Consider the following 25619-nt stretch of genomic DNA (forward strand, 5'->3'; position numbering starts at 1 on the left):
TGCGCGCGCGGGCTTGCCTATGCTCAGGCGATGTCTGCGAAAACGATGCCGGGGGACTCAGGAAAGGCACTTCGCCGGGAACGGGCTGCGCTGCTGGCAGCCGGGCTCACCTACGGTCCTGCTGAGCTGATCGATTTCCTTATCCCGCTGTGGGCGGGAATTGCCCTGGGGGCGAGTGCCTCGCAGGTGGGGTTGCTGATCGCGGCGGAACTGCTCGTCTCGGTTCTGGTCCGGCCCCTGGCGGGACGCTTGGCCGACAGCAGGGAACGGCGGACTCTTGCCGGGATCGGTGCAGTCATTTACGGGGTGTCCTGCTGCGGCTACGCCCTTGCAGATTCCCTGCCGACGGCGTTTGCCGCCGCCGTTGTGGGTGGTGCCGGCGGAGCCGTCCTGTGGGTGTCCCTGCGTGCCATCGTGAGCGAAAGGTTGGCGGTAGACTCCGGAGTCTTTGCCCGGTTTATGTCCGTGCAGTCCACAGGTTCATGGATCGCCTTTGTTGCCGGGCTGACGCTGCTGGGACAGACGGACCTCTTCGCTCCGGTGCTCGCAGGATGCGGTGCGGCCTGCATGGTTGGTGCGGTGGCGCTGTTTACCAGCCCTGTCCGGCTTGCCCGGATTCCGGACGGCACGGGAACGGCCGGGGGAGTAAGCACCGGGTCCCGGGCCGTCGCCCGGCGGGTGCGGCCCATGCTGATTGCTTCAGCCACTACCACTGTGGCAGAAGCGGCCGTTTCCGTCCTGCTGTTGCTGCACCTGCAGCGGGGATTCGGACTGGGTGTCATTGAAGCCGCTTATGTCTTTCTTCCCGGAGCCATTGCCATGATGGTCCTTCCTCCCGTGCTGCATAAAGCCGTCCTGCGGATCGGGCGGCGGCGGGCGGTCATGGCGGCGTCCGTTTTCAGCGCGGTCTTTGCCATGTCGCTGGCATGGGTCGGCAGCCCGGTGCTGGTCTCGGTCCTGTGGATCCTGAGCGGTGTCGCGTTTGCCGTGCTGATGCCGGTTGAACAGGCCGTGGTTGCCGAGGCAGCACCGAACAGTGTCGGCACTGCCATGGGCATCTACACCGCCGTGGGACTGCTCAGTGCGGCCGCCGGCGCCCTTGCCGCAGGGGCGCTCTACGAGTTCAGTTCCTGGCAGGTAGCCTGCCTGGTTTCCGGGGCCTTGATTCTCAGCGGTGCAGTGCTGGGCCCGTGGGCAATCCGGAAACTGGGTGTTGCTGATGTCCCGGCCGAGGAATCACCGGTTATTCCGGGCTGATCCTGACCGGGGCTCCGATCCAGTGTCCCGGCGGTGCCGCTTCCCGCGGGATCTTTGCGCATCGCCTCCACACTCGAGGGCTTACTCGGGTGCTGCGTTCTGCCGCAGCATCCGGCAGAACGCGGCACTGTTCTCTGCGGGCCACCAGTGTCCGCCGTCGACGGCGCTGATCCGCAGATCCCGAACCTCCTCGCGCAGCCCGTCCGTCAGCCGCGGAGACAGGAATGGATCCTGCAGCGGAACCACCACGTGCACGGGAACGCCGATGAGGGGTGGGAGTCCTCCGGCCGGAACACCGGACCCCAGCAGGTTGGCCCGGTACAGCTGCAGCCCGCGGATACCGTTGTCTGTGGCGGTTTCGGCGCTGGTTCCCGCACGCTTCGCGTAGCGCGGCCCGAGTAGCCGCCACAGGAACTCCGGCAGCACGGGAAGCTGGAAGAAGGCCACATACGTACTGCGCAGTGCCTGCCCCGCTGCCAGCAGCCACCGGCGCGGAGAGCGCAGGGACACGCCAAACCAGCGCCGCAGGTGACCGATGTCCGGACCGGAAATGCTGGTGAAGCTGAAAATTGTGCCGTCGGCCCGGCTATCGCGGACTGCAGCCCAGCATTGAATGGACCCCCAGTCGTGGCCCACGAGACGGACCGGCCCGGCTTCTGCCGATGCCAGCACCGCGTAGAGATCATTGACGAGCAGCGGCAGCCGGTACGGAGCCAGGGGACTGTTTGCCGGGATGCTGTCCACCCGTGACGCACCCGCATTTCGCGTGTCATAGGCGAGGACCCGGTGGTCCGCAGCCAGATCCTCGATCACACTGCGGAACACCGTGTGGTCATCCGGGTAACCGTGCACCAGGAGCACGGTGGGTGTCGTCGGTGCAGCCGGCAGCCCGTACTCGAAAACGGCCAGCCGGGCGCCGTCGTTCTCCACTGTCCACTGTCGCCTCGCCTGCATCGACTCCCCCTTCATCTGCGTGGTACCCGGCAAAAGAACGATGCCGTCCCGGCAATCAGCCGGGACGGCATCCTTTCAGCTTTCAGCTTCGGGTGGAAGCTGCACCCGTTAGAACGGGTACTGCCGCGGCTCACGCTGCAGGGTCACCGTGTGGTCGGTGGTGAATTCCTCGATCGCCCATTCCCCGTTGAAACGTCCCAGACCGGAGTTCTTCTCGCCGCCAAAAGCCACATGGGCCTCGTCCTGAACGGGGATGTCGTTGACGTGCGTCATGCCGGCCTTGATGCGGCGGGCAAACAGAACGCCCCGGTCCAGATCCGAGGTGAAGACCGAGCTCGCCAGTCCGAGATCACTGGCGTTGGCCAGCGCGAGGGCGTCTTCGGCGTCGGCGGCGCGGATGATGCCGGCGATCGGACCGAAAATCTCCTCCTGGAAGAGCTCCATGTCCTTGGTGACATCGGCAAAGACGTAGGGGGAGAGGACCTGTCCGTTGGTTTCACCCTCCACCACCAGCCGTGCACCCTGCTCCTGGGCCAGCTCAATCTTTTTCTGCAGGCCTTCGAGCTGCTTGGCGTTGATGATCGGGCCCACTGTGGTCTGCGGGTCCGTGGGATCCCCGGACTTCAGCGTCTTGGCGTGTGCGGCGAACTTCTCGACGAACTCGTCATAGACGGCGTCCTCGACAATGATCCGGTTCACGGCCATGCAGATCTGCCCCTGGTGCAGGAACTTGCCCATGATGGCGGCCTTGACGGCCTGGTCCACGTCAGCGTCGGCGAGGACCACAAAGGGACTGTTGCCGCCGAGCTCGAGCGCCACATGCTTCAGCGTGGGACCGCTGGAAGCAAGGGCGCCGAGGTTCTTGCCCACCGGGGTGGAACCTGTGAAGGAGATAAATGAGGGAACCGGGTGCTCCACAAATGCGTCACCGATTTCAGACCCGGCGCCAACGACGACGCTGAGGACGCCTGCGGGAAGCCCGGCTTCCTCGAAGATGCGGGCGATCATCAGGCCGCCGGTTACCGGGGTGTCTGAAGCGGGCTTGAGGACGACGGCGTTGCCCAGTGCCAGCGCAGGTGCCACGGAGCGCTGGGACAGGTGCAGCGGGAAGTTCCAGGGGCTGATGACGCCGACGACGCCGAGCGGGCCTCGGTAGACGCGGGACTCCTTGCCGGGGACGTCGGACTGCAGGATCCTGCCGGACACGCGGTGCGGGAAGGTGGCCGACTCCTTGGTGATGGCGCGGGCGGAATCAACCTCGATGTTGGCCTTGATCACGGTGCTGCCGGATTCGGCGGCGAGCCAGGCGATGATCTCGTCGCGGCGCTCATCGAAGATTTCCGCTGCGCGTTCTATGACGGCGCGGCGGGCCGCAGGTGTCTGCGCCGCCCACTGAAGCTGGGCCTTGGCCGCTGCGGTGTAGGCCTCGTCCAGGTCTTCCCGGGACGCCTGGCGGATGCTCATCAGTTCGGTGCCGTCAAACGGGCTCTTGTCCGAGAGGGTCTTTTCCGAGCTGCCGTCGCGCCACAGCCCGGCGATGTACTGCTTCGAAGGAATCCAGTCCGTGAGGGCCGGAGCTGGTGACTGAACCTGAGTTGTCATGTGTTTCTCCTTGGAGTCTCGAGGCATGTCCCCGGTTCAACCGGGTGCCGGACGCTTTCATTCCCCGCTGTTGGACTGCACCGCTTCGAGCCCGTGGGCTGCGGAAGGTTCCTGCAGCCTCTGGACGGCGGTGAAAGAGGAGACCTACGATACAGACACGGCGGGCTCCGAGGGGATCGCTGGAAGTACGTTGTTCTGGCCACTGCACCCAAGGATGGCACTGCATGTCGACGCTCAAGTACTCCACTGATGAATCCGGCACCTTCGTCGCGCCGCGCGTCGTTCCGCTGTCCAAGGGACGCATCGTCGTCAACTGGATCACCTCGACGGATCACAAGACGATCGGATACATGTACCTGATCGCGTCGTTCATCTTCTTCTGCCTGGGCGGGGTGATGGCCCTGGTGATCCGCGCCGAGCTCTTCGAGCCCGGAATGCAGATCCTGCAGACCAAGGAGCAGTACAACCAGCTGTTCACCATGCACGGCACTGTCATGCTGCTGATGTTCGCCACGCCTCTCTTCGCCGGCTTTGCCAACGTCATCATGCCGCTGCAGATCGGTGCGCCGGATGTTGCCTTTCCCCGGTTGAACGCGCTGGCTTTCTGGTTTTTCCTCTTTGGCAGCACCATCGCCGTCAGCGGGTTCATTACGCCCCAGGGTGCAGCGTCCTTCGGGTGGACGGCCTATGCGCCGCTGTCCAACACCACGTTCTCGCCCGGGATCGGCGGGGACCTGTGGGTGTTCGGACTGGCCCTGTCCGGGTTCGGCACCATCCTGGGCGCAGTCAACTTCGTCACCACGATCATCTGCCTGAGGGCCCCCGGCATGACCATGTGGCGGATGCCGATCTTCACCTGGAACACGCTGGTCACCGCCATCCTGGTCCTCATGGCGTTCCCGCCCCTGGCAGCAGCGCTGTTCGCCCTCGGAGCGGACCGCCGGTTCGGAGCACACGTCTTTGACCCCGACCGCGGCGGCTCCATCCTCTGGCAGCACCTGTTCTGGTTCTTCGGCCACCCCGAGGTGTACATCATCGCCCTGCCGTTCTTCGGCATCATCTCGGAAGTGCTGCCGGTCTTCAGCCGGAAGCCGATTTTCGGGTACAAGGGACTCGTCTTTGCCACGATCGCCATTGCGGCCCTGTCCGTCACCGTGTGGGCCCACCACATGTACGTCACCGGTGCGATCATGCAGTCCTTCTTCGCCTTCATGACCATGCTGATCGCCGTGCCGACCGGCGTGAAGTTCTTCAACTGGATCGGCACGATGTGGCGGGGATCCATCACGTTCGAGACGCCCATGCTGTGGAGCATCGGCTTCCTCATCACCTTCCTCTTCGGCGGCCTGACCGGCATCATCCTGTCCTCGCCGCCGCTGGACTACCAGGTCTCTGACACCTACTTTGTGGTGGCGCACTTCCACTACGTGATCTTCGGAACCGTTGTGTTTGCCATGTTCGCCGGCTTCTATTTCTGGTGGCCCAAATTCACCGGGAAGATGCTTAACGAGCGTCTGGGCAAGATCCATTTTTGGCTGTTGTTCATTGGGTTCCACGGCACGTTCCTGGTCCAGCACTGGCTGGGCGTTATCGGCATGCCGCGCCGCTACGCCGATTATTTGGTGGAGGACCGCTTTACCGCCATGAACCAGCTGTCCACGATTTCCTCCATGATCCTGGGTGTTTCAATGATCCCGTTCTTCTGGAACGTGTACATCACCTGGCGCCGGGGACGCCGGGTGGACGTGGATGATCCCTGGGGCTTCGGGTGTTCGCTGGAGTGGGCCACGTCCTGCCCGCCGCCGCGCCACAACTTCACCTCCCTGCCCCGCATCCGGTCCGAGCGTCCTGCCCTGGACCTGCATCATCCGGAGCTGAAACCGCGGGCCAACGAGGACACGGACAACCCCATGGTCAAGGTCTTCGGGGCTGCTGATATGGGCAGTGAGAAGCCCAACGATCCGGACCCGCGGGACTAGCTGTCTGAAGACAGCCAGCGGGTCTGGACCTGAGGTCTTTGACCTGATGCTCCGCGGCGAGATCACGCCGGGCTACGAGGAAATCACGTTCGACCAGATCGGCGAGGGCCTCGAGCGGCTGAAGAACAACCAGGTTCTCGGCAGGCTCGTTGCCCGCTTCGGGAACTAGACGCCGCAAACAAGAGGCGGTGCTGCCGGGACTCAGGGTCCCGGCGGCACCGCCTCTTATTTGTCTCAGGCTCTATTGATCAGGCAGCCCGGACTAGCCCCGCTGGCTCAGGCAGACCAGGTACTTGGCCCACTCAAGGGCGTACCGGAGCCAGCCCCGGAAATCCCACCAGTGCTGGGGCGGAACCGGAGCGGTGCAAACCGGAGCCGGCGGAACGGTCGGAGCAGCCTCCACCGTGACAGGAAGCGTCACTGTGGTTCCGGACGGAGCCGCGGTGAGCACCAGGGTGCCCGAACCGGAAGCCGACGCCGGCAGGGTGACGTTCACTGTAGCCGTCCCGGTTGCCACAGGGGCTGTTCCCAGAGCTGTGGCGGTTCCGGCCGCATTCACCCAGCTGGCGGCCAGCCCGGTGTTGACAGGGCTGCCCAGTGAGGTCAGATCCAAACCGGACACGGTGAAGGACACCGCGGTTCCGGCCGTTGCAGTTGTCGGGGCGCCCTTGACGATGACGCCCTGGCGGGCAAAGTCCGGGGAGAGCGGGCTGTTGGCTTCGATGTAGCTGATCCAGGCATCACGGTCCACCAGTCCGGAGTCACGGGTGTCAGTGCCTTCGGAGAAGACGGTGAAGTTGTCACCGCCCTGGGCCAGGAAGCTGAAGGTGCCCACCCGGTAGTCGCGGGACGGATCCATGGCGGCACCGTTGATGGTGACGGTCTGGATCCGGGAGCCGCGCGGCTGGTCCGGATCATAGGTGTAGGTGATGTTGTCGGACAGGCCCAGCGCCAGGAAGGCACGTGAGCTTCCGTCGGGCTGCCACTGCTGTTCCAGCATCGTCTTGAGCTGGGCACCGGTGAGCGTGGTGGTCCACAGGTTGTTGACGAACGGCAGCACTGCGTTGGCTTCGGCGTACGTGATCACGCCGTCGTCGCCGTAGTACAGCTCGGCGCGCAGACCGCCGGGGTTGGTGACACCGATTTCGGCGCCGCCGCGCTCGGCGGAGGACAGCGTGGTCAACAGGGAGTCTGCCACGAGGTTGCCCAGCGTGGATTCCGAGCTGCGGTCATCACGGACGGTGCCGCTGAACGCGGTCGTAATGTCAGCTGTCACCGAACCGACCGGCTGGTTGCCGATCTCCGCGGCGGAGGCCAGCGCCGCATCCACAATGGACTTGACCTCTGCCACCGCGGGGTAGGCGGCAACGAGTGACTCAGCGCTCGCGGTGGTCCGCGGAACGTTGGTCGCCGTGTAGGACAGCACCTCATCCGTGGCCGGGTTGTAGTCCAGAGTGATCTGGCCGATGAACTCGCCGTAGGAACCGGTCTGCAGGACCGGACGGGTCTTGCCGTCGGTACCGGGAACGGGTGCATCCCAGGCGTACTGCTTGTGGGTGTGCCCGGTGTAGATGGCATCTACCAGCGGGGTGGTGCCGTTGACGATCTCGGCAAACGCACCGCCGTCGGCCAGTTCATCGGCGAGGGAAGCGCCGTCGGGAGTGCCGCTGCCGGCGCCCTCGTGGTACTCGGCGATGATGACATCAACATCGCCCTCAGCCTGCAGCTTTTCGGCTACGCGGTTGACGGCTTCCACGGGATCACCGAACTCAAGCGCGGCAATGCCGCCGGGCGTGACCAGCGTGGAAGTCTCTTCGGTGACGGCACCGATGACGGCCACGGAGACGCCGTTGACGTCCAGGACCGTGTATTCGTCCAGGGCAGGGGTGGTGGTGCCCTTGAGATAGACGTTGGCCCCCAGGTACGGGAAGTCCGCAGCGGGATCAACCCGGTCCGTCAGGTCGGCGTAACCGGCGTCGAACTCGTGGTTGCCCACGGCGGAGGCCCGCAGTCCCAGGGCGTTCAGCACGTCGATCGTCGGGACATCCTGCTGCACCGAGGAAGCGAACAGCGAAGCGCCGATGTTGTCGCCGGCAGAGAGGAACAGCGAGCTGCCCTCGGGTGCGGCGGCTTTGAGCTGTTCAACGGTTCCGGCGAAATTGACGGTGTTGGCATCAATGCGGCCGTGGAAATCGTTGATGTTCAGCAGGTTCAGTTCCTCGGTTTCGGTTCCGGCCGGGGTCAGGTCCAGGCCGACGAGGATGGGATCGTGGTCCGAGGAACGGTACGGATCCGGTGCGTAGTAGTTGGTGACGTTGGTGTTGTAGCGGCTGTATTCCAGTGCCACCGACTCCACCGAGTTGATGTTCCAGATGTCGGCACCGGTGACGGCTTCCGCTGCTTCCTCAGATGCCAGGATGTGGTCCAGGGAACCGACCATCCCGCTGAAGGCGTAGGAATGCTTGCCGGTGGCCTTGCCCAGATTCACATAACCGGCCCCGGCCAGAACGTTCATCGGATCTTCGGCGGCGTAGGAGTTGAAGTCTCCCAGCAGGAAGACCTTTTCCGTGCCGGCGGTTTCGGCCGCGCCGTCGGCAAACGCCGCCAGTGCCTGGGCCTGCCGGACGCGGTCTGCGTTCCAGCCGCCCTGCCCGGTGTCGGCGTTTTCGCCGGTTGCCGGAGCCGATCCCTTGGATTTGAAGTGATTGCTCACAGCCAGGATGGTGGAGCTGTCGTCCCCGGCGACAGGCTTGAAGGCCTGCGCCAGCGGTTCACGCGCATTGGAGAAGACGGTTTCATCGTTGAGGATGACGGATTCACCCACCGGCTCGGCAACGGCCGTGCGGAAGATGAAGGCGGTGCGGATGACGTCTTCAGCGTCCGGCAGCGCTGCGGGGGAGCGGACATAATCCCAGGTTCCCGGTGCTGCCTCATTCAGGGCGGCGGTCAGGTTGGCCAGGGCTTCATCGCGGTCCTTGCCGAACACTGCGGAATTTTCCACCTCCATCAGGGACACGACGTCGGCGCCCAGGGCGTTGATGGCGGAAACGATCTTGGCCTGCTGCCGTTCCAGGTTCTCCGGGTTGGCAGCGCCTCGGGCGTCACAACCTCCGCGCACAGTCAGCGGGGCGCCGGCGCGGTCGTTGTAGTAGGTGCACCCGGTGAGATCCGTGCCCGTCGTGCTGAAGTAGTTGAGCACGTTGAAGGATGCGAGTTTGAGGTTTCCTCCCACGCTTTCCGGTGCGGCGGTGCGCGTGGCTTCGAACGACGCCGGGGCCGCCTCTGCCGCATTGGCAGCGGTGAGCGCTGTGAGCGGCTGGAACTTCCAGGCACTGTTGCGGTAGTCCAGGATGACGCCCGTGGTGAACGTCGCGGCAGCGCCGATGCGCACCGGGTTGTCCAGAGTCAGGTAGGGAAGCGCGATGCCCTGATTGGCGGCGCTGAGGAAATTGATGCTGGTGCCGTCGTCCAGCTTCACGGCGCGGGCCGCGTTGTCGGCGACGACGGCGTCGTGCTCCGGGGTTCCGACGGCAGCCACAGCGGTGGGCTGGACCAGGGGTGAGTCGCCGGCGGCCAGACCGATCTCCGCGTACTGGTTCAGGGAGTAATTGTCGGTCACCGTATAACTGCCCTGCGGTGCCAGCAGCATGCCCTCGAGGGCTTCACGCTCCGCGTCGGAGGCAGGCCAGGCAACAGCGGCAGGCTTGATCTCTTCGGCCGGTTCATCGAGCTTGCTCATCTGGCTGGCAGCAACCGTGAGCTGGGTGAGGCCGAAGTACTCGCCAACGGCGCCGGTGACCTCAACATAGTCACCGGCTGCTACGGAGCCCACGGTGTCTGCGGAGAATACAAAGATGCCGTCCGAAGCGGTGTGGGTGGCCGGATCCAGTGCGCCGCCGGTGCCGGGGGTCTGGAGGTAGTAGCCGTTGAACCCGCCGGTGGGATAGACACCGGTGACTTTTCCGCGGGTGGTGACGGTCTGGCCCACCAGCGGACTGGTGTCACCGGAGCCCTGGATCTGGGCAATGGGAATGGCACCCGCAGGCGGTTCGACGGGCGTGGTGGGCGACGGCGTCGGAGAGGGGGTCGGAGTCGGCTCGGTGGGAGCTGTTCCGCCGGTTCCGGTGGGAGTCACGGCTGGGCTGAGCACGAAATCTGCTGCGTTGTTGTTCGTGTCCGCGAATTCGGTCCGGTTCAGGGACTTGGGGTCGCTGTTTCCGGCCGGTGCGGCGGCGGCGGAGGTTTCGAAGGTGTTCGAGGTGCCGTAGCCAAGCAGATCAACGACGCCGGCGGCGGCGGTGACCGAACCGGTGGGCAGGGGATCCACCCGGGTGGACTGGCTGGACAGGATCAGGGTGCCGCCCGAGCCGGAGAAGCTGGCGCCGATGGTCGCATCGGCTTCGGGCAAGGGTGCTCCGGTGGCGCCGTTGGAGGCGCCGGAGACCAGATAGTAGCCGCCGGCAGGAATAGTGCCGGACAGTGCGCCGATGCCGGTGGGTGCCACCGTCGAACCCGCGGCACGGTACTGGAGGGACCAGCCGTCAAGGCTGATGTCTGCGCCGGTCGGGTTGTACAGTTCCACGAACTTGTTGGCGAACGGCGCGTTGGCGCTGCCGCCGCTCAGGTACGCCTCGTTGATGATGACACCGGGGGAAACAGCAGCACTGCTGTCTTGTGCAAAGGCCGGCAGCGCCGTAATCGGTGCGGCCAGCAGGCCGGCTGTGAGAGTGGTTCCCAGCGCAGCCTTCCAGAATGGTCTTCTCATGCCTCTTGCTCCTTGGTCCGCTGGGGTGCCAGCCGACAGTAGTGACACCGCCGCGCGGCGCCAAGGGGGGGTAACTGGAGTGACGCACGTAATACTATGTGGTCTGCGTTACGAACACATGACCTGCAGGAGACCAAACGAAGTTATTGCATGTGGGGGAGTCCCCGGATAACAAAAAAGCGGCCCCAATACGGGACCGCTTTTAGCTTTTTGGCGGAAGGTAAGGGATTCGAACCCTTGGTACGGGGTTACCGCACACTGGTTTTCAAGACCAGCTCCATCGGCCGCTCGGACAACCTTCCTCACTAGTAGTCTGGCAGAAAGGTGCAAAACACCCAAAATTCGATCAAGCACCGCGGAGGTCAGAATGAGAGCAATTGTCATTAATTCGCCCGGAGGGCCGGAAGCCCTGCAGGTTCAAGAGGTGCCGGCGCCGGTGCCCGGCCCGGGGGAAGTCCTCATTGATGTGGCCGCTGCGGGTTTGAACCGGGCGGACGTGCTGCAGCGCCAGGGGCACTACCCGGTTCCCGCCGGCTCCTCCGAATACCCGGGTCTTGAGGTGTCGGGCCGGATAGCCGCAGTGGGAACCGGTGTCGAAGGACTCTCGGTGGGGGCCGACGTCGTCGCCCTGCTGACGGGCGGCGGTTACGCCGACCAGGTGAATGTCCCGGCGGGGCAGGTTCTGCCCGTCCCGGCCGGCCTTGACCTGGTGACGGCGGCAGCCTTGCCGGAAACCGCTGCCACTGTGTTTTCCAACCTGTTCATGGCCGCCGGGGTCACTGAGGGGGATCACGTCCTGATCCACGGGGGAGCTGGCGGAATTGGAACGATGGCCATCCAAATGGTCGCGGCGTTCGGCGCCGTCCCCATGGTCACAGCGGGATCACCGGAGAAACTGGAATTGGCGCGGTCCCTGGGCGCCCAGGTCCTGATCAACTACAAGACCGAGGATTTCGTGGCTCGGGTGCGTGAAGTCACCGAGGGCCGCGGAGCTGACGTCATCCTGGACGTCATCGGAGCGAAGTACCTGCAGCGCAACCTCGAGGCGCTGGCAGTGTCCGGACGCCTGGTCATTATTGGCCTGCAGGGCGGTACCAAGGCGGAGATTGACCTCAATCTGCTGATGCGCAAGCGGCTGGCCGTCATCGGGACCACCCTGCGCGCCCGCCCGAACGAGGAAAAGGCCGCCATCATGCAGGCGGTCAAGCAATATGTCTGGCCGCTGGTTGAGGCAGGAAAAATCCGCCCGCTGGTGGACAAGACCTTCCCCCTGACCGAAGCCGCAGCAGCCCACGAGTACTTCGACTCCGGCGTCCACACAGGAAAAATCCTGCTGACAACCTAATGCCGCCCGCAGGTGTTCCTGCCCCTGCGCCTACGGCCCCGCCGGTGACTGCTCCGGACAGTCACCGGCCTGTCTTGTGCCCGGCGTCACAGCGCACTGCTACCCTCTGTGGCAAGAGTCTGGAATCTTCCGGCTCCTGCCGGTTCCGCTGCCGGCTTCCGCGCTTCATTACCGCAAGCAAAGGGACCCCTCCATGAGTGAGAATCGCCGGCGCCGGGCCGCTCCCGGAAAACCTGAGGACAACGACGTCCTGGTGCAGGATCCGGATCTTCCGCCGGTGGCCCTGGACGCCGAAACGGCGGACGCCGAGGATCGGGAATGGACTCCGCTGAAGATCGCCATTTGGGCCGGCATTGCGCTGCTGGGCGGCGTGAGCTGGTACATGCTGGCGCTGGTCCGCGGGGAAACCGTCAACGCCATCTGGTTTGTGTTCGCAGCTGTCTGCACGTACTTCATCGCGTACCGCTTCTACTCCAAGTTCATTGAGCGCAAACTCCTTCAGCCCAATGACCTCCGGGCCACCCCGGCGGAGTACAAGGCGGACGGCAAGGATTACGCCGGCACGGACCGACGCGTCCTGTACGGGCACCACTTCGCGGCCATCGCAGGAGCGGGACCCCTTGTGGGCCCGGTCCTGGCTGCCCAGATGGGCTACCTGCCCGGCACCATCTGGATCATCATCGGCGTCGTCCTGGCCGGGGCCGTCCAGGATTACCTGGTCATGTTCTTCTCCATGCGCCGCGGCGGGCGCTCGCTGGGCCAGATGGCCCGCGAGGAACTGGGGCGAGTGGGCGGCACAGCTGCCCTGATCGCCACCCTTGCCATCATGATCATCATCGTGGCCATCCTGGCACTGGTGGTTGTCAATGCACTGGCTGAGAGCCCGTGGGGCGTCTTCTCCGTGGGGATGACCATCCCCATTGCCCTGTTCATGGGCGTGTACCTGCGGTTCCTGCGTCCGGGTAAAGTCACCGAAGTGTCCATCATCGGTTTTGTCCTGCTGCTGCTGGCCATCATCGGCGGCGGCATGATCGCGGACACCGCGCTCGGCGACGCACTGACCCTGGACAAAACCGTCATCGCCTGGGGCATCATCATTTACGGGTTCATTGCCGCAGTGCTGCCCGTCTGGCTGCTGCTGGCGCCCCGTGACTACCTGTCCACTTTCATGAAGGTGGGAACGATCGTGATGCTGGCGGTGGCCATCATCATTGTCCGGCCGGAAATCACCGTTCCGGCCATCAGCGAATTCGCGTCCGCGGACAACGGCCCGGTAGTGGCCGGCCCCCTGTTCCCGTTCCTCTTCGTCACCATCGCCTGCGGTGCCCTGTCCGGGTTCCATGCCCTGATCGCCTCCGGAACCACTCCGAAGATGATCGAGAAGGAACGGCAGACCCGCTTCATCGGCTACGGCGGCATGCTGATGGAATCCTTCGTGGCCATCATGGCTCTGGTCGCAGCCATCTCCATTGACCGCGGCATCTACTTCGCCATGAACTCCTCTGCCGCAGCCACCGGCGGCACTGTGGAAGGCGCCGTCGCCTTCGTCAACAGCCTGGGCCTGGTCGGCGTGAACCTGACCCCGGACATGCTCACCAACATGGCGGCCAACGTGGGCGAGGAGTCCATTGTCTCGCGCACCGGCGGCGCACCCACCCTGGCAGTCGGGCTCGCCCAGATCATGCAGAGCTTTATCGGCGGTTCCTCAATGATGGCGTTCTGGTACCACTTCGCCATCATGTTCGAAGCCCTGTTCATCCTCACCGCAGTGGACGCAGGCACCCGCGTGGCCCGGTTCATGCTGCAGGACTCCATCGGCAACTTCATTCCCAAGTTCCGTGACACCTCCTGGCGTACCGGAGCCTGGATCTGTACGGCCGTCATGGTGGGAGGTTGGGGCTCGATCCTGATCATGGGGGTCACGGATCCGCTGGGCGGCATCAATACCCTGTTCCCGCTCTTCGGCATCGCCAACCAGCTTCTGGCGGCAATAGCCCTGGCCATCTGCCTGGCCATTCTGGCGAAGAAGAACGTGTTCAAATACATCTGGATTGTGGTGCTGCCGCTGGCGTTCGCGTCCGTGGTGACCATCACCGCCTCCATGTACAAGATCTTTTCCACCGTTCCGGCCGTGGGTTACTGGGCGCAGCACAACGCCTTCAAGGGAGCCCTCGAGCGTGGCGAGACCAGCTTCGGAACGGCCAAGACGGTGGAAGCCATGGAAGCGGTGGTCCGGAACACCTTCATCCAGGGCACGCTGTCCATCGTGTTTGTCACCCTCGCCATTATCGTTATCCTCACCGCCGTCCTGGCGAGCATCCGCTCGTACCGGTCCGGCGGTGCGCCCAGTGCTGAGGACCCCGCAGTTCCCTCGCGGATGTTCGCACCCTCGGGCTTCCTCGCCACGCCGGCGGAGAAGAAAATCCAGGCGCAGTGGGATGCCCTCCCCGAGGACCGCAAGGTTGTCCGAAAGGCCCATTCGTGACCCCGGCCGGTGCCCGGACGGCAGGAGTGAGGGACGGGCTTCGCGGGTTCGTCCGGTTCTTCCGCGACGTGATGGGCGAAGACGCCTACCGGAAGTACGTGTCCTTCCACCGGGCCTCCGGATGCGCTGGGCCGCTGCTCAGCGAACGTGAGTTCTGGAAGGACAAAATGGACCGCCAGGACGCCAACCCGGCGGGCCGCTGCTGCTGACGGATCCAGTTTCATGACGATGACGGCGGCGCCTGCCCGGGTGCCGCCGTCATCGTTTGCGCGGCAGCTGCACTCAACGGATCGGACAGCCCGATGCATGTCTTTATGTTTCCCGGCCTTGAGCGTCAGCCGCGCATCGGCCTACCGTGAAGGATGGGACATCACCGGAATGCCGAGAACCTGCCGCAGGACGAGCACCTGCGCCATGACATCAACCTTCCCGTTGCAGATACCGCCGACAACGAGAATGACCACTTGGCCGAGGACGTTAACCTGCCACGGGAAGAAGCACTGGGGCCCGAGTTCGACGACCGGCACTACACCGCCGGACAGCTCAATGCCGGCCAGCAGGTCGCAGGCCTGAGCCCTAACGCAGAGTACGCGAAAATGCGGGCGGAAGAGCTCGAAAACTAGCTCGCCACCGGGCAATCAGGGTCAACCATGAGAGCATTAACGCATGACTGAAGAGAACGGATCCGCCGACCGCGGGACTGCGGCGCGTGCGCCCGAATCCGACGATTCATCACGTGCCGGGAAAGTCGGCGGTGTTGAGGCGCCGTCCAGCAACCCGCCGGTGGGCGTTCCGGCCGCCGGCGGCAGAGCACCCGGCAACGGTGCGGAAGACCCTGCCTCCGGCGGCGACAGCGTAGCCGGTCCGCCAAAGCTGCGCGATCTGGTGGACCAGCCCGCAAAGGTCATGCGGATCGGCACCATGGTCAAGCAGCTCCTGGAGGAGGTCCGGAACGCGCCGCTGGATGACGCAGCGCGCAACCGCCTGGCGGAAATCCATGAGCGGTCCCTCCATGAACTTGAGGACGGACTCGCGCCTGAACTGGTGGAAGAACTCCACCGCATTAACCTGCCTTTCGGAGATGACACCGTTCCCACCGACGCCGAACTTCGCATCGCCCAGGCCCAGCTGGTCGGGTGGCTGGAAGGACTGTTCCGGGGCATTCAAACCGCCATCGCAGCCCAGCAGACCGCCAACCAGCAGATGGCTTCACGTCTGCAGCTGCGCCAGCTCCCGCCCGGCACCGTCCTGGCCCCCGGCGTCATTATCGGCGAGAACGGTGAGCCGCGCCGTGCCGATTCTCCGGCCCAGAGCCGTCTCGGATCCACCAACCCCGAACCGCATGCCGGTCCCGGGCAATACCTGTAGGACCAATGGCACTTTTTGCAGCCGCCCGGCAGGGGCGGAAGGACGACACCCAACTCGGAAAAGGCGTGTGGCGCCGGGCCCATGACCGCTTTACCCGCGGTTTGGACCGGTACCACCAGATGCTCGAGGGTGTGGAAGACGATGCCGTTTACAACGAGCTGGTGACGGTGGCCAACAGTTTGTCGGAGCTGCTGCCGCGGGTGCGGGAGGTGTGCATGGCTGCACAGCGCCGACTGCCCAGCGACGGACAGGACATTCCGGGAGCCCTCATCGCCGTGCACCGCGCTCTCTCCCGCAGCGGCAACTCCCTGGCAGCCACCGCGGAGGCCGCCGCCATGTCCCGGCTTGAGGGCGAACGCTGGGGGTATGCCTCCGCCGGTCTGCAGAATGTTCACCGGCGGGCGCAGTTGGTCGCCGAAGACGTGCTGGAAGCTGAACGCGCACTGAAGGTCGCCGTCCCCGGACCTGCCGGCTCCAGAAAATAAATCCGCAAAACGGGAATAGAGCGGGTGCTTTTTTCGCGTCCAGCATAGAGGCGTGATTCAATGCCGGATACCGCCGGTCATTTGCAAAGATAGGCGAATGACTACATCACCGGTTTTGACTTTCAATGACGGCAATACCATCCCCCAGCTCGGCTACGGCGTGTGGCAGGTTGAGGATGAAGTTGCCGAAAAGGTAGTGGGACAGGCATTCGAGGTTGGCTACCGCCACATCGACACTGCCAAGATCTACGGCAACGAAGCCGGCGTCGGCCGTGCCATCGCCGCTACCTCTGTTCCCCGCGAGGACATGTTCATCACCACCAAGGTATGGAACGCGGACCAGGGCTACGAAGAGACCCTGAAGGCCTTCGACGCCTCCATGGAACGCCTGGGCCTGGAAACCCTGGACCTGTACCTGATCCACTGGCTGCAGCCGAAGCAGAACAAGTACGTGGACACCTGGAAGGCCCTGATCGAACTGCAGAAGCAGGGCCGCGTCAAGTCCATCGGTGTCTGCAACTTCACCGTGGAGGCGCTGCAGGAAATCATCGACGCCACCGGCGTTGTCCCGGTCCTGAACCAGGTTGAAACCCACCCGTACCTGAACCAGTCCGAGCTGCGTGCCTTCGAAGCCAAGCACAACATCCTGCATGAGTCCTGGTCTCCGCTGGGCTCCGGCAAGGGTCTACTGGAAGATCCCAAGCTGGTGGAGATTGCCGCGAAGTACGACGGCGCCACCCCGGCCCAGGTGGTCATCGCCTGGCACCTGGCGCTGGGCAACATCGTGATCCCGAAGTCCGTGACCGAGTCCCGGATCAAGGAAAACTGGGAGTCCCTGGACCTCAAGCTCTCGGACGAGGACATCGACGCCATCAATGCCCTCGACAACGGCACACGCTACGGAGCGGACCCGGCCACAGCCGACTTCGCCTAGGCCGCCGGCGGCCTCCACCTCCGGAGGCCACCGACGCGACACGCAAAAACCCCTGGAAACTGAGTTTCCAGGGGTTTTTCTGTGGAGCCTCCTGCCAGAATCGAACTGGCGACCTTCTCATTACGAGTGAGACGCTCTACCAACTGAGCTAAGGAGGCGGGCTTCACCTGTCCGCTAAGGGCCAGAATCCACAAGGAACAACTTTATATGCCACAGCCCGGCTGGTCAAAACGGGCGTCATTGGGCCGGAGTTTCCGGCACGGCATAGAACCGGGACCATTTTCGGGCGGCCCCTGTCACCTGGTAGTAAACGTTGGCGAACGTTATGAGCACCACGGTGGTGAGCGCGGACAGTGCGGCGGACAGCGAAGGCACGCTGTCGACGGGCAGCGTGTAGGCCATGAAGATGCGCAGCACGCAGTCGAAGATCAGCGCGAGGCCCCATGCTACCGAGGTGACCCGCCAGACCCGGCGGAAACGGGGCACGCGCTCCCAGACAGCGTCCCAGTCGCCGGGCCAGCCGAAACGGCCCTCCAGCAGTGGTCTGCTGAACACGCACACCAGCGGGGAGCGGGTAAAGGCGCTCACCAGAAACCAGGTTCCTGCCAGGCCGGTGGCCCAGGCTCCGCGGGCCAGCAGGAAGCGTACGTCCCCGGCGATCAGGGAAACGCCGGTGCTGAAGACCATCAGGGTGATCACGAAGGCCGTGGCGGGTCCGATGGTCCGGCGGCGAACCAGATCGACGGCGGTTCCCGCCAGGGATACGGCGGTTCCGGCCAGCAGCGCCAGATAGGCGCTGACGCCTACTGTTCGAAGCCCGTAAAACAAGGCCAGAGGCAGAAGGACAGCTCCAGCCACCCGCAGGCCGCGCAGCAGCAACAGCTGCGCAGGACCGCGTTCTGCAGGACGCTTCACCTCGCTCCTTCCTTATGCTTCACTCCGGGTGCCCAGCTCAAACAGCATCGCCAGCTCGCGGGCATAGGCAGCGCAGTCCAGCTCCGGTTCCCGCTCCAGCAGGAACGGGAGCCCGTCCACGCAGCGCTGGACGGCGGCTGCCATCACCAGGGGGTCAAAGGGCCGGAACTCTCCGGCCTCCTGGCCCCGGCGCAGCAGTTGCTCCAGGGGCGCCCCGGCCCCGGCATCATCGGCTGCCGAATAATTCAGGGCTCCCGCCAGGAGAATTTCAGTCATGGCCTTCATGGGCGCACGGTTGTCGGCAATGAACTGCACGGTCGCTTCGATGTGCGCCCGCAGCTGGGCGGCAGCACTGACGTGGGACCGCATTTCCCGGCCGGTCCAGTTGCCGATGGCGGTGATGACGTCCGCCGCCACGGCGGCCATCAGGTCGGCTTTTCCGGCGAAATGGTAGGAAATCAGGCGCGTGCTGGAGATCCCGGCGCGCTCAGCGATGCGGGCGAACGACGCACGGTCGTACCCCTGTTCAGCGATGACTCCGATGGTGGCGTCAATGATCTGGGTCCGCCGCGCGGCCCCGGTGACCGTCACCGGTTTTACCTGCATGAGTAAAAAATACGCCGCCGAGGTGACGGCGGCCAGAGGCTTCCACAAATAAAAAGAGTTAGGAGCAGACCTTGTCCTCGCCGGGCACGGTGCCGTCAATGAAGTAGTCGTCCACCGTATCGGCGATGCATTCATCCCCGCGTCCATAGGCCGTGTGTCCCTCGCCCTCCCAGGTCACCAGGGTGGCCGAATCCAGCTGTTCGGCCAGGGCCACCGACCACTGGTACGGGGTGGCCGGATCGCCGGTGGTGCCGATGACCAGCAGCTCAGCGGCGCCTTCGGCCTTGATCTCGTGCGGGGTGTTGACCGGTTCGTAGGGCCAGAACTCGCACGTGATGCCGCCGTAACCGAGGAATTTCCCGATCGTGGGGGAGGCTTCTTCGAGTTTCTTCGCGTCCAGGGCCATCTGCTCGTCGTCGGCCGTCATCGGATAATCCAGGCAGTTGATGGCGCTGAAGGCTACCGTGGTGTTGGATCCGTAGGTGCCGTCCGGCTGCCGGTCGGCGTTGAGGTCTGCAAGGTACAGCATCGTGGACGGATCACCCTGGAGCGCTTCATCAAGCGCCTGCGTGAGGATCGGCCAGTTGTCCGAGTTGTACAGCGGCACGATGAGGCCCGTGACAAAGGTGGACACGGTGACCGTCCGGCCGTCCTTGGCCGTCATGGGGCTGGCCTCGACCGAGGCGATCAGGTCCCGGATCGTTTGAACGGCCTCATCGGTGCTTCCCGACAGGGGGCAGCTAGAGGAGGTCAAACAATCCTCTACGTAGGCACGGATGGCATTTTCGAACCCTTCCGCCTGCCCCAGGGTGATCTCTTCATTGCTGGCGGAAGGATCCAGGCCGCCGTCGAGAACCATGCGGCCCACTCTGTCGGGAAACAGTTCGGCGTAAGTGGCACCCAGGAAGGTGCCGTAGGAGAAGCCCAGGTAATTCAACTGCTTGTCACCGGCCACCGCGCGCAGGATGTCCATGTCCCGGGCCGCGCTGACGGTGTCCACGTGGCCCAGCAGCTCACCGGTCTTCGCTTCGCATTTCGCCGCCAGTTCCCTTGCGTCCTCACGCGCGGCTTCCAACCCGGCCGGTTCGGCCGGGTCGTAGTATTCTTCGCGAAGCGCATCCAGCTCGGCATCGGTGAGGCATTCCACCGGGGTGGACCGTCCGACGCCGCGGGGGTCAAAGCCCAAGATGTTGAAGTTCTCCCGCAGCCGGTCCGTGGTTACGTAGTCCACGGACTCACGGACGGTGTCATAGCCGGAGCCCCCCGGGCCGCCCGGATTCAGCAGGATAGTGCCCTGCGGCGTGTCATCGGATCGAGCGAGAATGGCGGCCAGTTCAATGCTCTCGCCCTCCGGATCCGCGTAGTCCAGCGGAACCTCCACCGTGGCGCACTGGAAGCTGCTTCTAAAACCCGTCTCGCATTCTTCCCAGGTCACTTCCTGGCTGTAAAACGGCAGCAGGTCCTCGGGAACGTCCCCGATAACGTCAGCCGAGGCTGCCGTAGGAGCCGCACTGGCGGACGACGACGGGGAGGCAGCGCCGGTTTCATCCGACGCAGTGTCCCCGGTACAGGCAGTGATGCCCGTCAGCAGGACGACGGCGGACGCTGCAGCCAGCGCGAGTCGGGGAAAGCGGCGGCTGGCTGGGGTCATCGTTGCTCCTGTAAGCGGTGGATGGTGCGATGGTTGTCAGCGGACTGATGCTGGCCGTGCTGGCTGCGCGGGCTTATAACAGGCTAACCGCCATGGCTTCGATGGCCAGCAACGGCGCCACGTTGGTGGATACCAGGCGCCTGCGCACCACGTTGATTTCCTCCATCCGCAGCAGCGTCTGCTCCGGAGAGCCCTGCGCGGCGTACTCGGTCAGCTCACGGCGCAGGGATTCATTGACGAGGGTGTCGGCGTTGCCCAGCTGGAGCATGAGCACGTCCCGGTAGAAGGACAGCAGATCGGTCAGAGCCCGGTCAAAGTAGTCGTTCTTCGACCGTTTGGCGCGGCGGACCTGGTCCTCCTCCAGGCGCTTTACCTGGCTTCGGAGTGACGGAGGCAGCGTTCCGTTTTCCGGTGCGCCCAGGGAGGCCAGCAGCGACTGCCGCTCGGCGGCGTCTCGCTGCTCAAAGGAACTGGTGGCTTCGGCTTCGGCCAGGGCCACCAGATCGGCCGCCGCTTTCATGGCGCCGGAGACATTGCGCAGGGACAGGGGAAGCCGCACGATGGAGTCCCGGCGGCTGCGTGCGCCCTCATCAGTGGCCAGCCGTTTGGCAATGCCAATGTGGCTTTGGGCGGCACGTGCCGAGGCGCGGGCCACCTCGGGGTCAATGCCGTCGCGGCGGATCAGGAGCTCAGCAACATCCTCGACCGGCGGCAGACGCAGGCTGACGGCACGGCAGCGGGAACGGATGGTCACCAGGACATCGCCGGGGCTGGGGGCGCAAAGCAGCCAGATGGTGCGCGGCGGCGGTTCCTCGATGGCTTTGAGAAGCACATTGGTGCTGCGCTCCTGCATGCGGTCGGCGTCTTCGACGATGATGACGCGCCAGCGGCCGGTGGAAGGCTTGTCCTGGGCCTTGCGGACCAGTTCCCGGGCTTCATCGATGCTGATGGTCACTTTCTCCGTGGTGACGGAAGTGACGTCCGCGTGTGAGCCAGCGAGTGCAGTCCTGCAGGCCTTGCATTCTCCGCAGCCGCGCAGGGCCGGGTCCTGCTGGTCGCACAGCAGGGCGGCGGCAAAGGCGCGGGCGGCATTGGACCGCCCGGACCCGGGGGGTCCGGTGAACAGCCAGGCGTGGTTGGGGGTTGCCTGGGCGGCCCCTCGGCGCAGCTGGTCAACCACGGGAGCCTGGCCCTGCAGATCCTCCCAGACACTCACGGCAGCAGCTCCTGCACCTTGGCCAGGATGGTGGCTGCCAGCTCTTCCACCGGCCGTCCGGCGTCGAGCACCAGATAGCGGTTCGGTTCGGTGCGGGCCTGTTCCAGGAAGGCCCGGCGGATGCGCAGGTGGAAGGTGTCCGGCTCGGATTCCAGCCGGTCCTCGGCGGCCTCGTTTGCCGTGCGCCGCAGACGGCCCTGCCCGGGATCAACGTCGAGCAGCACTGTGAGATCCGGGGTGAAGCCCTCCGTGGCCCAGATGTTCAGCTGCCGCACATCGTCCGTGCCCAGGGACCGCCCGGACCCCTGATAGGCCACCGAACTGTCGATGAACCGGTCGCAGACCACCACCTCGCCGCGTTCCACCGCCGGGCGGATTACCTGGGCCACGTGCGCGGCCCGCGAGGCCGCAAAGATCAAGGCTTCGGTGCGGGCGTCGATTTCGCCGTTGCCGTGCTCCAGCACCAGGGACCGCAGCTGTTCTCCCACCGGCGTTCCGCCGGGTTCACGCGTGCGGACCACGGTGTGCCCGGATGATTCGAGGGCCGCGGTGAGCTTGGCGGCCTGGGTCGACTTGCCGGCACCGTCGCCGCCCTCGAAGGTTATGAACAGGCCGGGCGTACCGGCTGGGACATCAGAAATACTCACCTGCCTAGCGTACCCAGTCCGGCTGGGAGGCAGCTGCCGGTCCATGGGGCCTGCGTGAACGTAATGCGCGGACCTATCCCGAATCAGCGCATTAGGCTGTTCCCATGAGCCAAGCGCCGAACCACCACTGGACAGCGAACCTTTCACCGGACACCGTAGTGGTGTCCGCGGGGCGCCCGCCGCGTGAGCCTGATGCCCCGGTCAACCCGCCCATTGTGCTTTCCTCCACTTTCCACGGCGCAGGGACTCCGGCTCCCGGCGACCGGGTGTACGGACGGTTTTCCAACCCCACCTGGGACCCCTTTGAAACGGTCCTGTCAGAGCTTGAAGGAGCAGCTTTGCCGGCCCTGGTCTTTTCGTCGGGCCTGGCCGCCGTGGCTGCCGCACTGTCGCTGGTTCCCGCCGGCGGAATCCTGGTGATGCCGCAGCACAGCTATCAGGGTTCCCTGCTCCTCGCCGCGGAAGAGGCAGCCAACGGACGTTTCACCGTCCGGACCGTGGACATTGCGGATACGGAGCAGGTGCTGGCTGCCCTGCAGGGTTCATCCGGGGAGTCCGGAACCTCCCGGCCGGCGGACATGCTGTGGATTGAAAGCCCCACCAATCCGATGCTTGAGGTCGCTGAGATCGATGTGCTGGCCCGCGCCGCGCATGACGCCGGTGCGCTCGTGGTCGCGGACAATACCTTTTCCACGCCCCTGGTAACCCGTCCGCTGGACCTGGGTGCCGACGTCGTCCTCCACTCGGTCACCAAGTACCTTGCCGGGCACTCGGACGTAATCCTTGGAGCACTGGCCACCTCGGATGAGGACCTCCGCGCCCGGCTGCACAACCACCGCTCGCTGCACGGCGCCATCGCGGGACCCTTTGAGGTGTGGCTGGCGCTGCGCGGGCTGCGGACCCTGGCGCTCCGGATCGAAAGATCGCAGACCACGGCGGGCCTGCTGGCGGACCGGCTGCTCGGACATCCGGCAGTGGAAGCGGTCCGCTACCCGGGCCTGCCCGGGGACGCCGGATATGAACGCGCCGTCAAGCAGATGGACGGGTTCGGTTCCATCCTGTGCATCGAAGTTGCCGGCGGGGCCGAGGCTGCGGAAGCCGTGGCAGATAAGGTTCGTTTGTGGCTCCCGGCCACTTCGCTGGGCGGAGTGGAATCACTGATTGAGCGCCGGCGGCGCCAGCCGGGGGAGCCGCATTCGGTGCCGGAGAACCTGCTGCGGCTCTCGGTGGGCATCGAGAACGCCGAGGACCTCTGGTCGGACCTGTCCCAAGCGCTGGCAAGGTAGGCTGAAACGGTGATTGCCGTTCTGCTTCTTGAGCCCATCCTGTACCAAGTCCTCGGCTTGGCTACGCTGATCATTGCGCTGTGGGCCTTTTCGGACGCGCTGCGCCGCAAGCCGCAAATGTTCGAGGCTGCGGACAAGCGGACCAAGGGCTTTTGGCTGGGCATGACCGGTGCCGCTACGGCTGTCGGAGTGTTCAGCTCCCTTACCCCCGGCGCGCTGCTGCCCTTCACCCTGGCGGCTCTGGTGGCAGCATGCGTCTACTTGGCTGACGTCAAGCCTTCGGTCAGCGGTTCCGGCCGCGGAAACTCCGGCCCCTACGGGCGCTGGTAACGCGGCTCCAAACACGCTCAAACGGCGCGCCTAGCCGGCGTCCGGCGGAGCCGATCGGGACCCCGGCGGCTCAGCTCGGGGCGACGGCGTCCCACGCGACGGTGATTTCGCCCAGCCGCCAGCGGGCCGGGCCGGTCATCAGCGGCCAGCCGGAGGCACGCAGGTCCGCGCACATTGCCAGCCAGCGCTGCCGGTTGCCGTAGGAGGCCTGGGGCGCTGCCGCCAGCCACGCCTGGTCCATGGCCTGCAGCAGGGCGTGGACTTTTTCGCCCGGGACGTTGCGGTGGATCAAAGCTTTGGGCAACCTCTCGGCCACGTCCGAGGGCAGCGTAAAAGCACCAAAGCGCAGGGAGATACTCAGGGACACCGGCCCGTTGGAATCCAGTTCCACCCATGTGGAGCGCCGGCCAATCTCGTCACAGGTCCCGTCCACGAAGATGCCGCCGGGAGCGAGCCGCGAGAGAACCATGTCCCAGTGTGCCCGGTATTCGTCCTCCGAATACTGCCGGAGCACGTTAAACGCCCGCACCATGACCGGCCGCCGTCCATCCGCCGGCAATTCGAAGCCGCCCTGCCGGAAGGAGAGGCCGTCCCGTTCCAGGGGCTTCGCCGCGCGCACCCGGGCCGCGTCAATTTCAATACCCATGAGCTCGACGTCGGGACGGACCCGCCCCAGGCGGGCATGGAGCTCGACGGCGGTGGTCGGGGCGGCCCCGTAACCGAGGTCAACAATCAGCGGGTCTGCCGCTCTGCGCAGCCGCCATCCCTGAGGACCGGCCAACCAGCGGTCCACCCGTCGTAGTCTGTTGGGGTTTGTAGTGCCCCTGGTCACATTTCCTACGGGTTTCTGCAGTTTTTGCACTAAACAATGCTACTTGTCCGCAACCGGGTCCCCGGACCGGGCAACGGACTGACGCCGTGCCGCAGGAGGGTCTAGGGGCACTCAGGCACCCAAAGTAAGCCGTAACGTTGGCCGCCAGGACGCAACCCTGCCCCCGGTGCGGTGTCCTCCGTTACGATGACATATATGACTTACAAACTGATCCTTCTGCGCCACGGCCAGAGCGAATGGAATGAAAAGAACCTGTTCACCGGCTGGGTGGACGTGGATCTGACGGACCTCGGCCGGGCCGAAGCGCTCCGCGGCGGCGAGCTGCTCGTGGAAGCGGACATCCTCCCCGACATCCTCTACACCTCGCGGCTGCAGCGTGCGATCAACACCGCCAACATTGCCCTGGGCGCAGCGGACCGCATCTGGATCGATGTAAAGCGCAGCTGGCGCCTGAACGAGCGGCACTACGGTGCCCTCCAGGGCAAGGACAAGGCCCAGACCCTGGCGGAATACGGCGAGGAGCAGTTCATGCTCTGGCGCCGGTCCTATGACACCCCGCCGCCGCCCCTGCCCGATGACAGCGATTTTTCGCAGGCACATGATCCGCGCTACGCCGATCTGTCGCAGGACGAGCTGCCGCGAACCGAGTGCCTCAAGGACGTCCTGGAGCGGTTCCTGCCGTACTGGGAGTCGGACATCTCCGCCGATATCAAGTCGGGCAAGACGGTCATGATCGCCGCGCACGGCAACTCGCTGCGCGCCCTGGTCAAGCATCTGGACGGCATCAGCGACACGGATATCGCAGCCGTCAACATTCCCACGGGCATCCCGCTGGTTTATGAACTGGATGAAAACCTCAAGCCGGTCAAGGCCGGCGGCACGTACCTGGATCCGGAGGCCGCAGCGGCGTCCATCAAGGCCGTGGCCAACCAGGGCAAGAAGAAGTAAGCGTCTTTCCCGGT

Annotated in this window: 22 protein-coding genes and 2 tRNA genes; 13 read left to right on the top strand and 11 right to left on the bottom strand. The window is 64.9% G+C overall.

Going from position 1 to position 25619, the window contains the following annotated elements:
• The first annotated feature begins 30 nt into the window (after positions 1-30).
• On the top strand, positions 31-1257 hold the full coding sequence (locus tag CXR03_RS16700; RefSeq protein WP_104104864.1) for an MFS transporter: 1227 nt from the start codon (positions 31-33) through the stop codon (positions 1255-1257).
• Positions 1258-1338: 81 nt separating this feature from the next.
• Here CXR03_RS16700 and CXR03_RS16705 read toward each other — a convergent pair whose 3' ends face one another.
• A complete protein-coding gene (locus CXR03_RS16705; protein ID WP_104104865.1) occupies positions 1339-2211 on the bottom strand; it encodes an alpha/beta fold hydrolase in 873 nt (290 codons plus the stop codon).
• Positions 2212-2319: 108 nt separating this feature from the next.
• Positions 2320-3813 carry an aldehyde dehydrogenase family protein gene (locus CXR03_RS16710; RefSeq protein WP_104104866.1) on the bottom strand — a complete coding sequence of 498 codons (1494 nt, stop codon included), beginning with the start codon at positions 3811-3813 and terminating at the stop codon, positions 2320-2322.
• Positions 3814-4037: 224 nt separating this feature from the next.
• On the opposite strand from CXR03_RS16710, the gene ctaD reads away from it, so the two are divergent.
• Positions 4038-5792: a cytochrome c oxidase subunit I gene (gene ctaD, locus CXR03_RS16715; RefSeq protein WP_104104867.1), complete on the top strand. Its 1755-nt coding sequence runs from the start codon at positions 4038-4040 to the stop codon at positions 5790-5792.
• A 46-nt stretch (positions 5793-5838) separates the two neighbouring features.
• Positions 5839-5961, top strand: a complete 123-nt coding sequence (locus CXR03_RS18765; RefSeq protein WP_258073723.1) for a hypothetical protein — start codon at positions 5839-5841, stop codon at positions 5959-5961.
• 93 nt (positions 5962-6054) lie between these two features.
• Here CXR03_RS18765 and CXR03_RS16720 read toward each other — a convergent pair whose 3' ends face one another.
• Together CXR03_RS16720 and CXR03_RS16725 are read right to left on the bottom strand one after the other, a co-directional pair.
• A complete protein-coding gene (locus CXR03_RS16720) occupies positions 6055-10557 on the bottom strand; it encodes an ExeM/NucH family extracellular endonuclease (RefSeq protein WP_104104868.1) in 4503 nt (1500 codons plus the stop codon).
• 211 nt (positions 10558-10768) lie between these two features.
• Positions 10769-10859: transfer RNA gene (locus CXR03_RS16725), tRNA-Ser, on the bottom strand.
• Positions 10860-10924: 65 nt separating this feature from the next.
• On the opposite strand from CXR03_RS16725, the gene CXR03_RS16730 reads away from it, so the two are divergent.
• The 7 genes from CXR03_RS16730 (at position 10925) to CXR03_RS16760 (ending at position 17174) form a co-directional block, all read left to right on the top strand.
• Positions 10925-11902, top strand: coding sequence for an NAD(P)H-quinone oxidoreductase (locus tag CXR03_RS16730; protein WP_104104869.1), 978 nt, complete (start codon positions 10925-10927; stop codon positions 11900-11902).
• A 193-nt stretch (positions 11903-12095) separates the two neighbouring features.
• Positions 12096-14387, top strand: coding sequence for a carbon starvation CstA family protein (locus CXR03_RS16735; protein WP_104104870.1), 2292 nt, complete (start codon positions 12096-12098; stop codon positions 14385-14387).
• On the top strand, positions 14384-14596 hold the full coding sequence (locus CXR03_RS18770) for a YbdD/YjiX family protein (protein ID WP_258073724.1): 213 nt from the start codon (positions 14384-14386) through the stop codon (positions 14594-14596). Before CXR03_RS16735 ends, CXR03_RS18770 begins: the two co-directional genes overlap by 4 nt.
• 153 nt (positions 14597-14749) lie before the next feature.
• Positions 14750-15010: a hypothetical protein gene (locus CXR03_RS16745; RefSeq protein ID WP_104104871.1), complete on the top strand. Its 261-nt coding sequence runs from the start codon at positions 14750-14752 to the stop codon at positions 15008-15010.
• A gap of 43 nt (positions 15011-15053) precedes the next feature.
• Positions 15054-15755: a bacterial proteasome activator family protein gene (locus tag CXR03_RS16750; RefSeq protein WP_104104872.1), complete on the top strand. Its 702-nt coding sequence runs from the start codon at positions 15054-15056 to the stop codon at positions 15753-15755.
• A 5-nt stretch (positions 15756-15760) separates the two neighbouring features.
• On the top strand, positions 15761-16240 hold the full coding sequence (locus tag CXR03_RS16755) for a hypothetical protein (protein ID WP_104055884.1): 480 nt from the start codon (positions 15761-15763) through the stop codon (positions 16238-16240).
• Positions 16241-16337: 97 nt separating this feature from the next.
• Complete coding sequence (locus CXR03_RS16760; RefSeq protein WP_104104873.1) at positions 16338-17174, top strand: aldo/keto reductase; 837 nt, start codon at positions 16338-16340, stop codon at positions 17172-17174.
• Positions 17175-17256: 82 nt separating this feature from the next.
• Here the strand turns inward: CXR03_RS16760 and CXR03_RS16765 are convergent.
• The 6 genes from CXR03_RS16765 to tmk form a co-directional block, all read right to left on the bottom strand.
• Positions 17257-17332, bottom strand: a tRNA-Thr gene (locus CXR03_RS16765).
• A gap of 79 nt (positions 17333-17411) precedes the next feature.
• The gene (locus CXR03_RS16770) at positions 17412-18089 is read right to left on the bottom strand and encodes a VC0807 family protein (RefSeq protein WP_104104874.1); all 678 of its coding nucleotides are present in this window, start codon (positions 18087-18089) and stop codon (positions 17412-17414) included.
• A gap of 12 nt (positions 18090-18101) precedes the next feature.
• Complete coding sequence (locus CXR03_RS16775; protein ID WP_181034665.1) at positions 18102-18695, bottom strand: TetR/AcrR family transcriptional regulator; 594 nt, start codon at positions 18693-18695, stop codon at positions 18102-18104.
• A 58-nt stretch (positions 18696-18753) separates the two neighbouring features.
• Positions 18754-20346, bottom strand: coding sequence for an alpha/beta hydrolase (locus CXR03_RS16780; RefSeq protein WP_104104876.1), 1593 nt, complete (start codon positions 20344-20346; stop codon positions 18754-18756).
• Positions 20347-20419: 73 nt separating this feature from the next.
• Entirely contained in the window at positions 20420-21562 is a 1143-nt protein-coding gene (locus CXR03_RS16785; protein ID WP_104104877.1) for a DNA polymerase III subunit delta', read from the bottom strand.
• Positions 21559-22254 (bottom strand): dTMP kinase, encoded by a 696-nt coding sequence (gene tmk / locus CXR03_RS16790; protein WP_104104878.1) that lies wholly within the window; start codon positions 22252-22254, stop codon positions 21559-21561. The genes CXR03_RS16785 and tmk overlap by 4 nt, the downstream gene beginning before the upstream one ends.
• Positions 22255-22313: 59 nt before the next feature.
• On the opposite strand from tmk, the gene CXR03_RS16795 reads away from it, so the two are divergent.
• Both CXR03_RS16795 and CXR03_RS16800 read left to right on the top strand, forming a co-directional pair.
• Positions 22314-23495 carry a PLP-dependent aspartate aminotransferase family protein gene (locus CXR03_RS16795; protein ID WP_104104879.1) on the top strand — a complete coding sequence of 394 codons (1182 nt, stop codon included), beginning with the start codon at positions 22314-22316 and terminating at the stop codon, positions 23493-23495.
• 9 nt (positions 23496-23504) lie between these two features.
• On the top strand, positions 23505-23825 hold the full coding sequence (locus CXR03_RS16800) for a DUF2516 family protein (RefSeq protein WP_104104880.1): 321 nt from the start codon (positions 23505-23507) through the stop codon (positions 23823-23825).
• Positions 23826-23895: 70 nt separating this feature from the next.
• On the opposite strand, the gene CXR03_RS16805 is transcribed toward CXR03_RS16800, so the two are convergent.
• Positions 23896-24618 carry a class I SAM-dependent methyltransferase gene (locus CXR03_RS16805; RefSeq protein ID WP_258073725.1) on the bottom strand — a complete coding sequence of 241 codons (723 nt, stop codon included), beginning with the start codon at positions 24616-24618 and terminating at the stop codon, positions 23896-23898.
• 234 nt (positions 24619-24852) lie between these two features.
• Here CXR03_RS16805 and CXR03_RS16810 point away from each other — a divergent pair, with 234 nt between their 5' ends.
• On the top strand, positions 24853-25605 hold the full coding sequence (locus tag CXR03_RS16810; protein ID WP_104104882.1) for a phosphoglyceromutase: 753 nt from the start codon (positions 24853-24855) through the stop codon (positions 25603-25605).
• Positions 25606-25619 lie beyond the last annotated feature (14 nt).

The organism is Arthrobacter sp. 08Y14, from assembly GCF_002929455.1.
Taxonomy (GTDB): Bacteria; Actinomycetota; Actinomycetes; order Actinomycetales; family Micrococcaceae; genus Arthrobacter_B; species Arthrobacter_B sunyaminii.

What these genes read in the sequence shown, in the direction of transcription:
- CXR03_RS16700 (WP_104104864.1), top strand. Translation starts at nt 31, where the DNA reads ATGTCTGCGAAAACGATGCCGGGGGACTCAGGAAAGGCACTTCGCCGG.
- CXR03_RS16730 (WP_104104869.1), top strand. Translation starts at nt 10,925, where the DNA reads ATGAGAGCAATTGTCATTAATTCGCCCGGAGGGCCGGAAGCCCTGCAG.
- CXR03_RS16705 (WP_104104865.1), bottom strand. Translation starts at nt 2,211, where the DNA reads ATGCAGGCGAGGCGACAGTGGACAGTGGAGAACGACGGCGCCCGGCTG.
- CXR03_RS16775 (WP_181034665.1), bottom strand. Translation starts at nt 18,695, where the DNA reads ATGCAGGTAAAACCGGTGACGGTCACCGGGGCCGCGCGGCGGACCCAG.
- CXR03_RS16795 (WP_104104879.1), top strand. Translation starts at nt 22,314, where the DNA reads ATGAGCCAAGCGCCGAACCACCACTGGACAGCGAACCTTTCACCGGAC.
- CXR03_RS18765 (WP_258073723.1), top strand. Translation starts at nt 5,839, where the DNA reads ATGCTCCGCGGCGAGATCACGCCGGGCTACGAGGAAATCACGTTCGAC.
- ctaD (WP_104104867.1), top strand. Translation starts at nt 4,038, where the DNA reads ATGTCGACGCTCAAGTACTCCACTGATGAATCCGGCACCTTCGTCGCG.
- CXR03_RS16750 (WP_104104872.1), top strand. Translation starts at nt 15,054, where the DNA reads ATGACTGAAGAGAACGGATCCGCCGACCGCGGGACTGCGGCGCGTGCG.
- CXR03_RS16810 (WP_104104882.1), top strand. Translation starts at nt 24,853, where the DNA reads ATGACTTACAAACTGATCCTTCTGCGCCACGGCCAGAGCGAATGGAAT.
- CXR03_RS16780 (WP_104104876.1), bottom strand. Translation starts at nt 20,346, where the DNA reads ATGACCCCAGCCAGCCGCCGCTTTCCCCGACTCGCGCTGGCTGCAGCG.
- CXR03_RS16755 (WP_104055884.1), top strand. Translation starts at nt 15,761, where the DNA reads ATGGCACTTTTTGCAGCCGCCCGGCAGGGGCGGAAGGACGACACCCAA.
- CXR03_RS16745 (WP_104104871.1), top strand. Translation starts at nt 14,750, where the DNA reads ATGGGACATCACCGGAATGCCGAGAACCTGCCGCAGGACGAGCACCTG.
- CXR03_RS16720 (WP_104104868.1), bottom strand. Translation starts at nt 10,557, where the DNA reads ATGAGAAGACCATTCTGGAAGGCTGCGCTGGGAACCACTCTCACAGCC.
- CXR03_RS16710 (WP_104104866.1), bottom strand. Translation starts at nt 3,813, where the DNA reads ATGACAACTCAGGTTCAGTCACCAGCTCCGGCCCTCACGGACTGGATT.
- CXR03_RS16760 (WP_104104873.1), top strand. Translation starts at nt 16,338, where the DNA reads ATGACTACATCACCGGTTTTGACTTTCAATGACGGCAATACCATCCCC.
- CXR03_RS16735 (WP_104104870.1), top strand. Translation starts at nt 12,096, where the DNA reads ATGAGTGAGAATCGCCGGCGCCGGGCCGCTCCCGGAAAACCTGAGGAC.
- tmk (WP_104104878.1), bottom strand. Translation starts at nt 22,254, where the DNA reads ATGGACCGGCAGCTGCCTCCCAGCCGGACTGGGTACGCTAGGCAGGTG.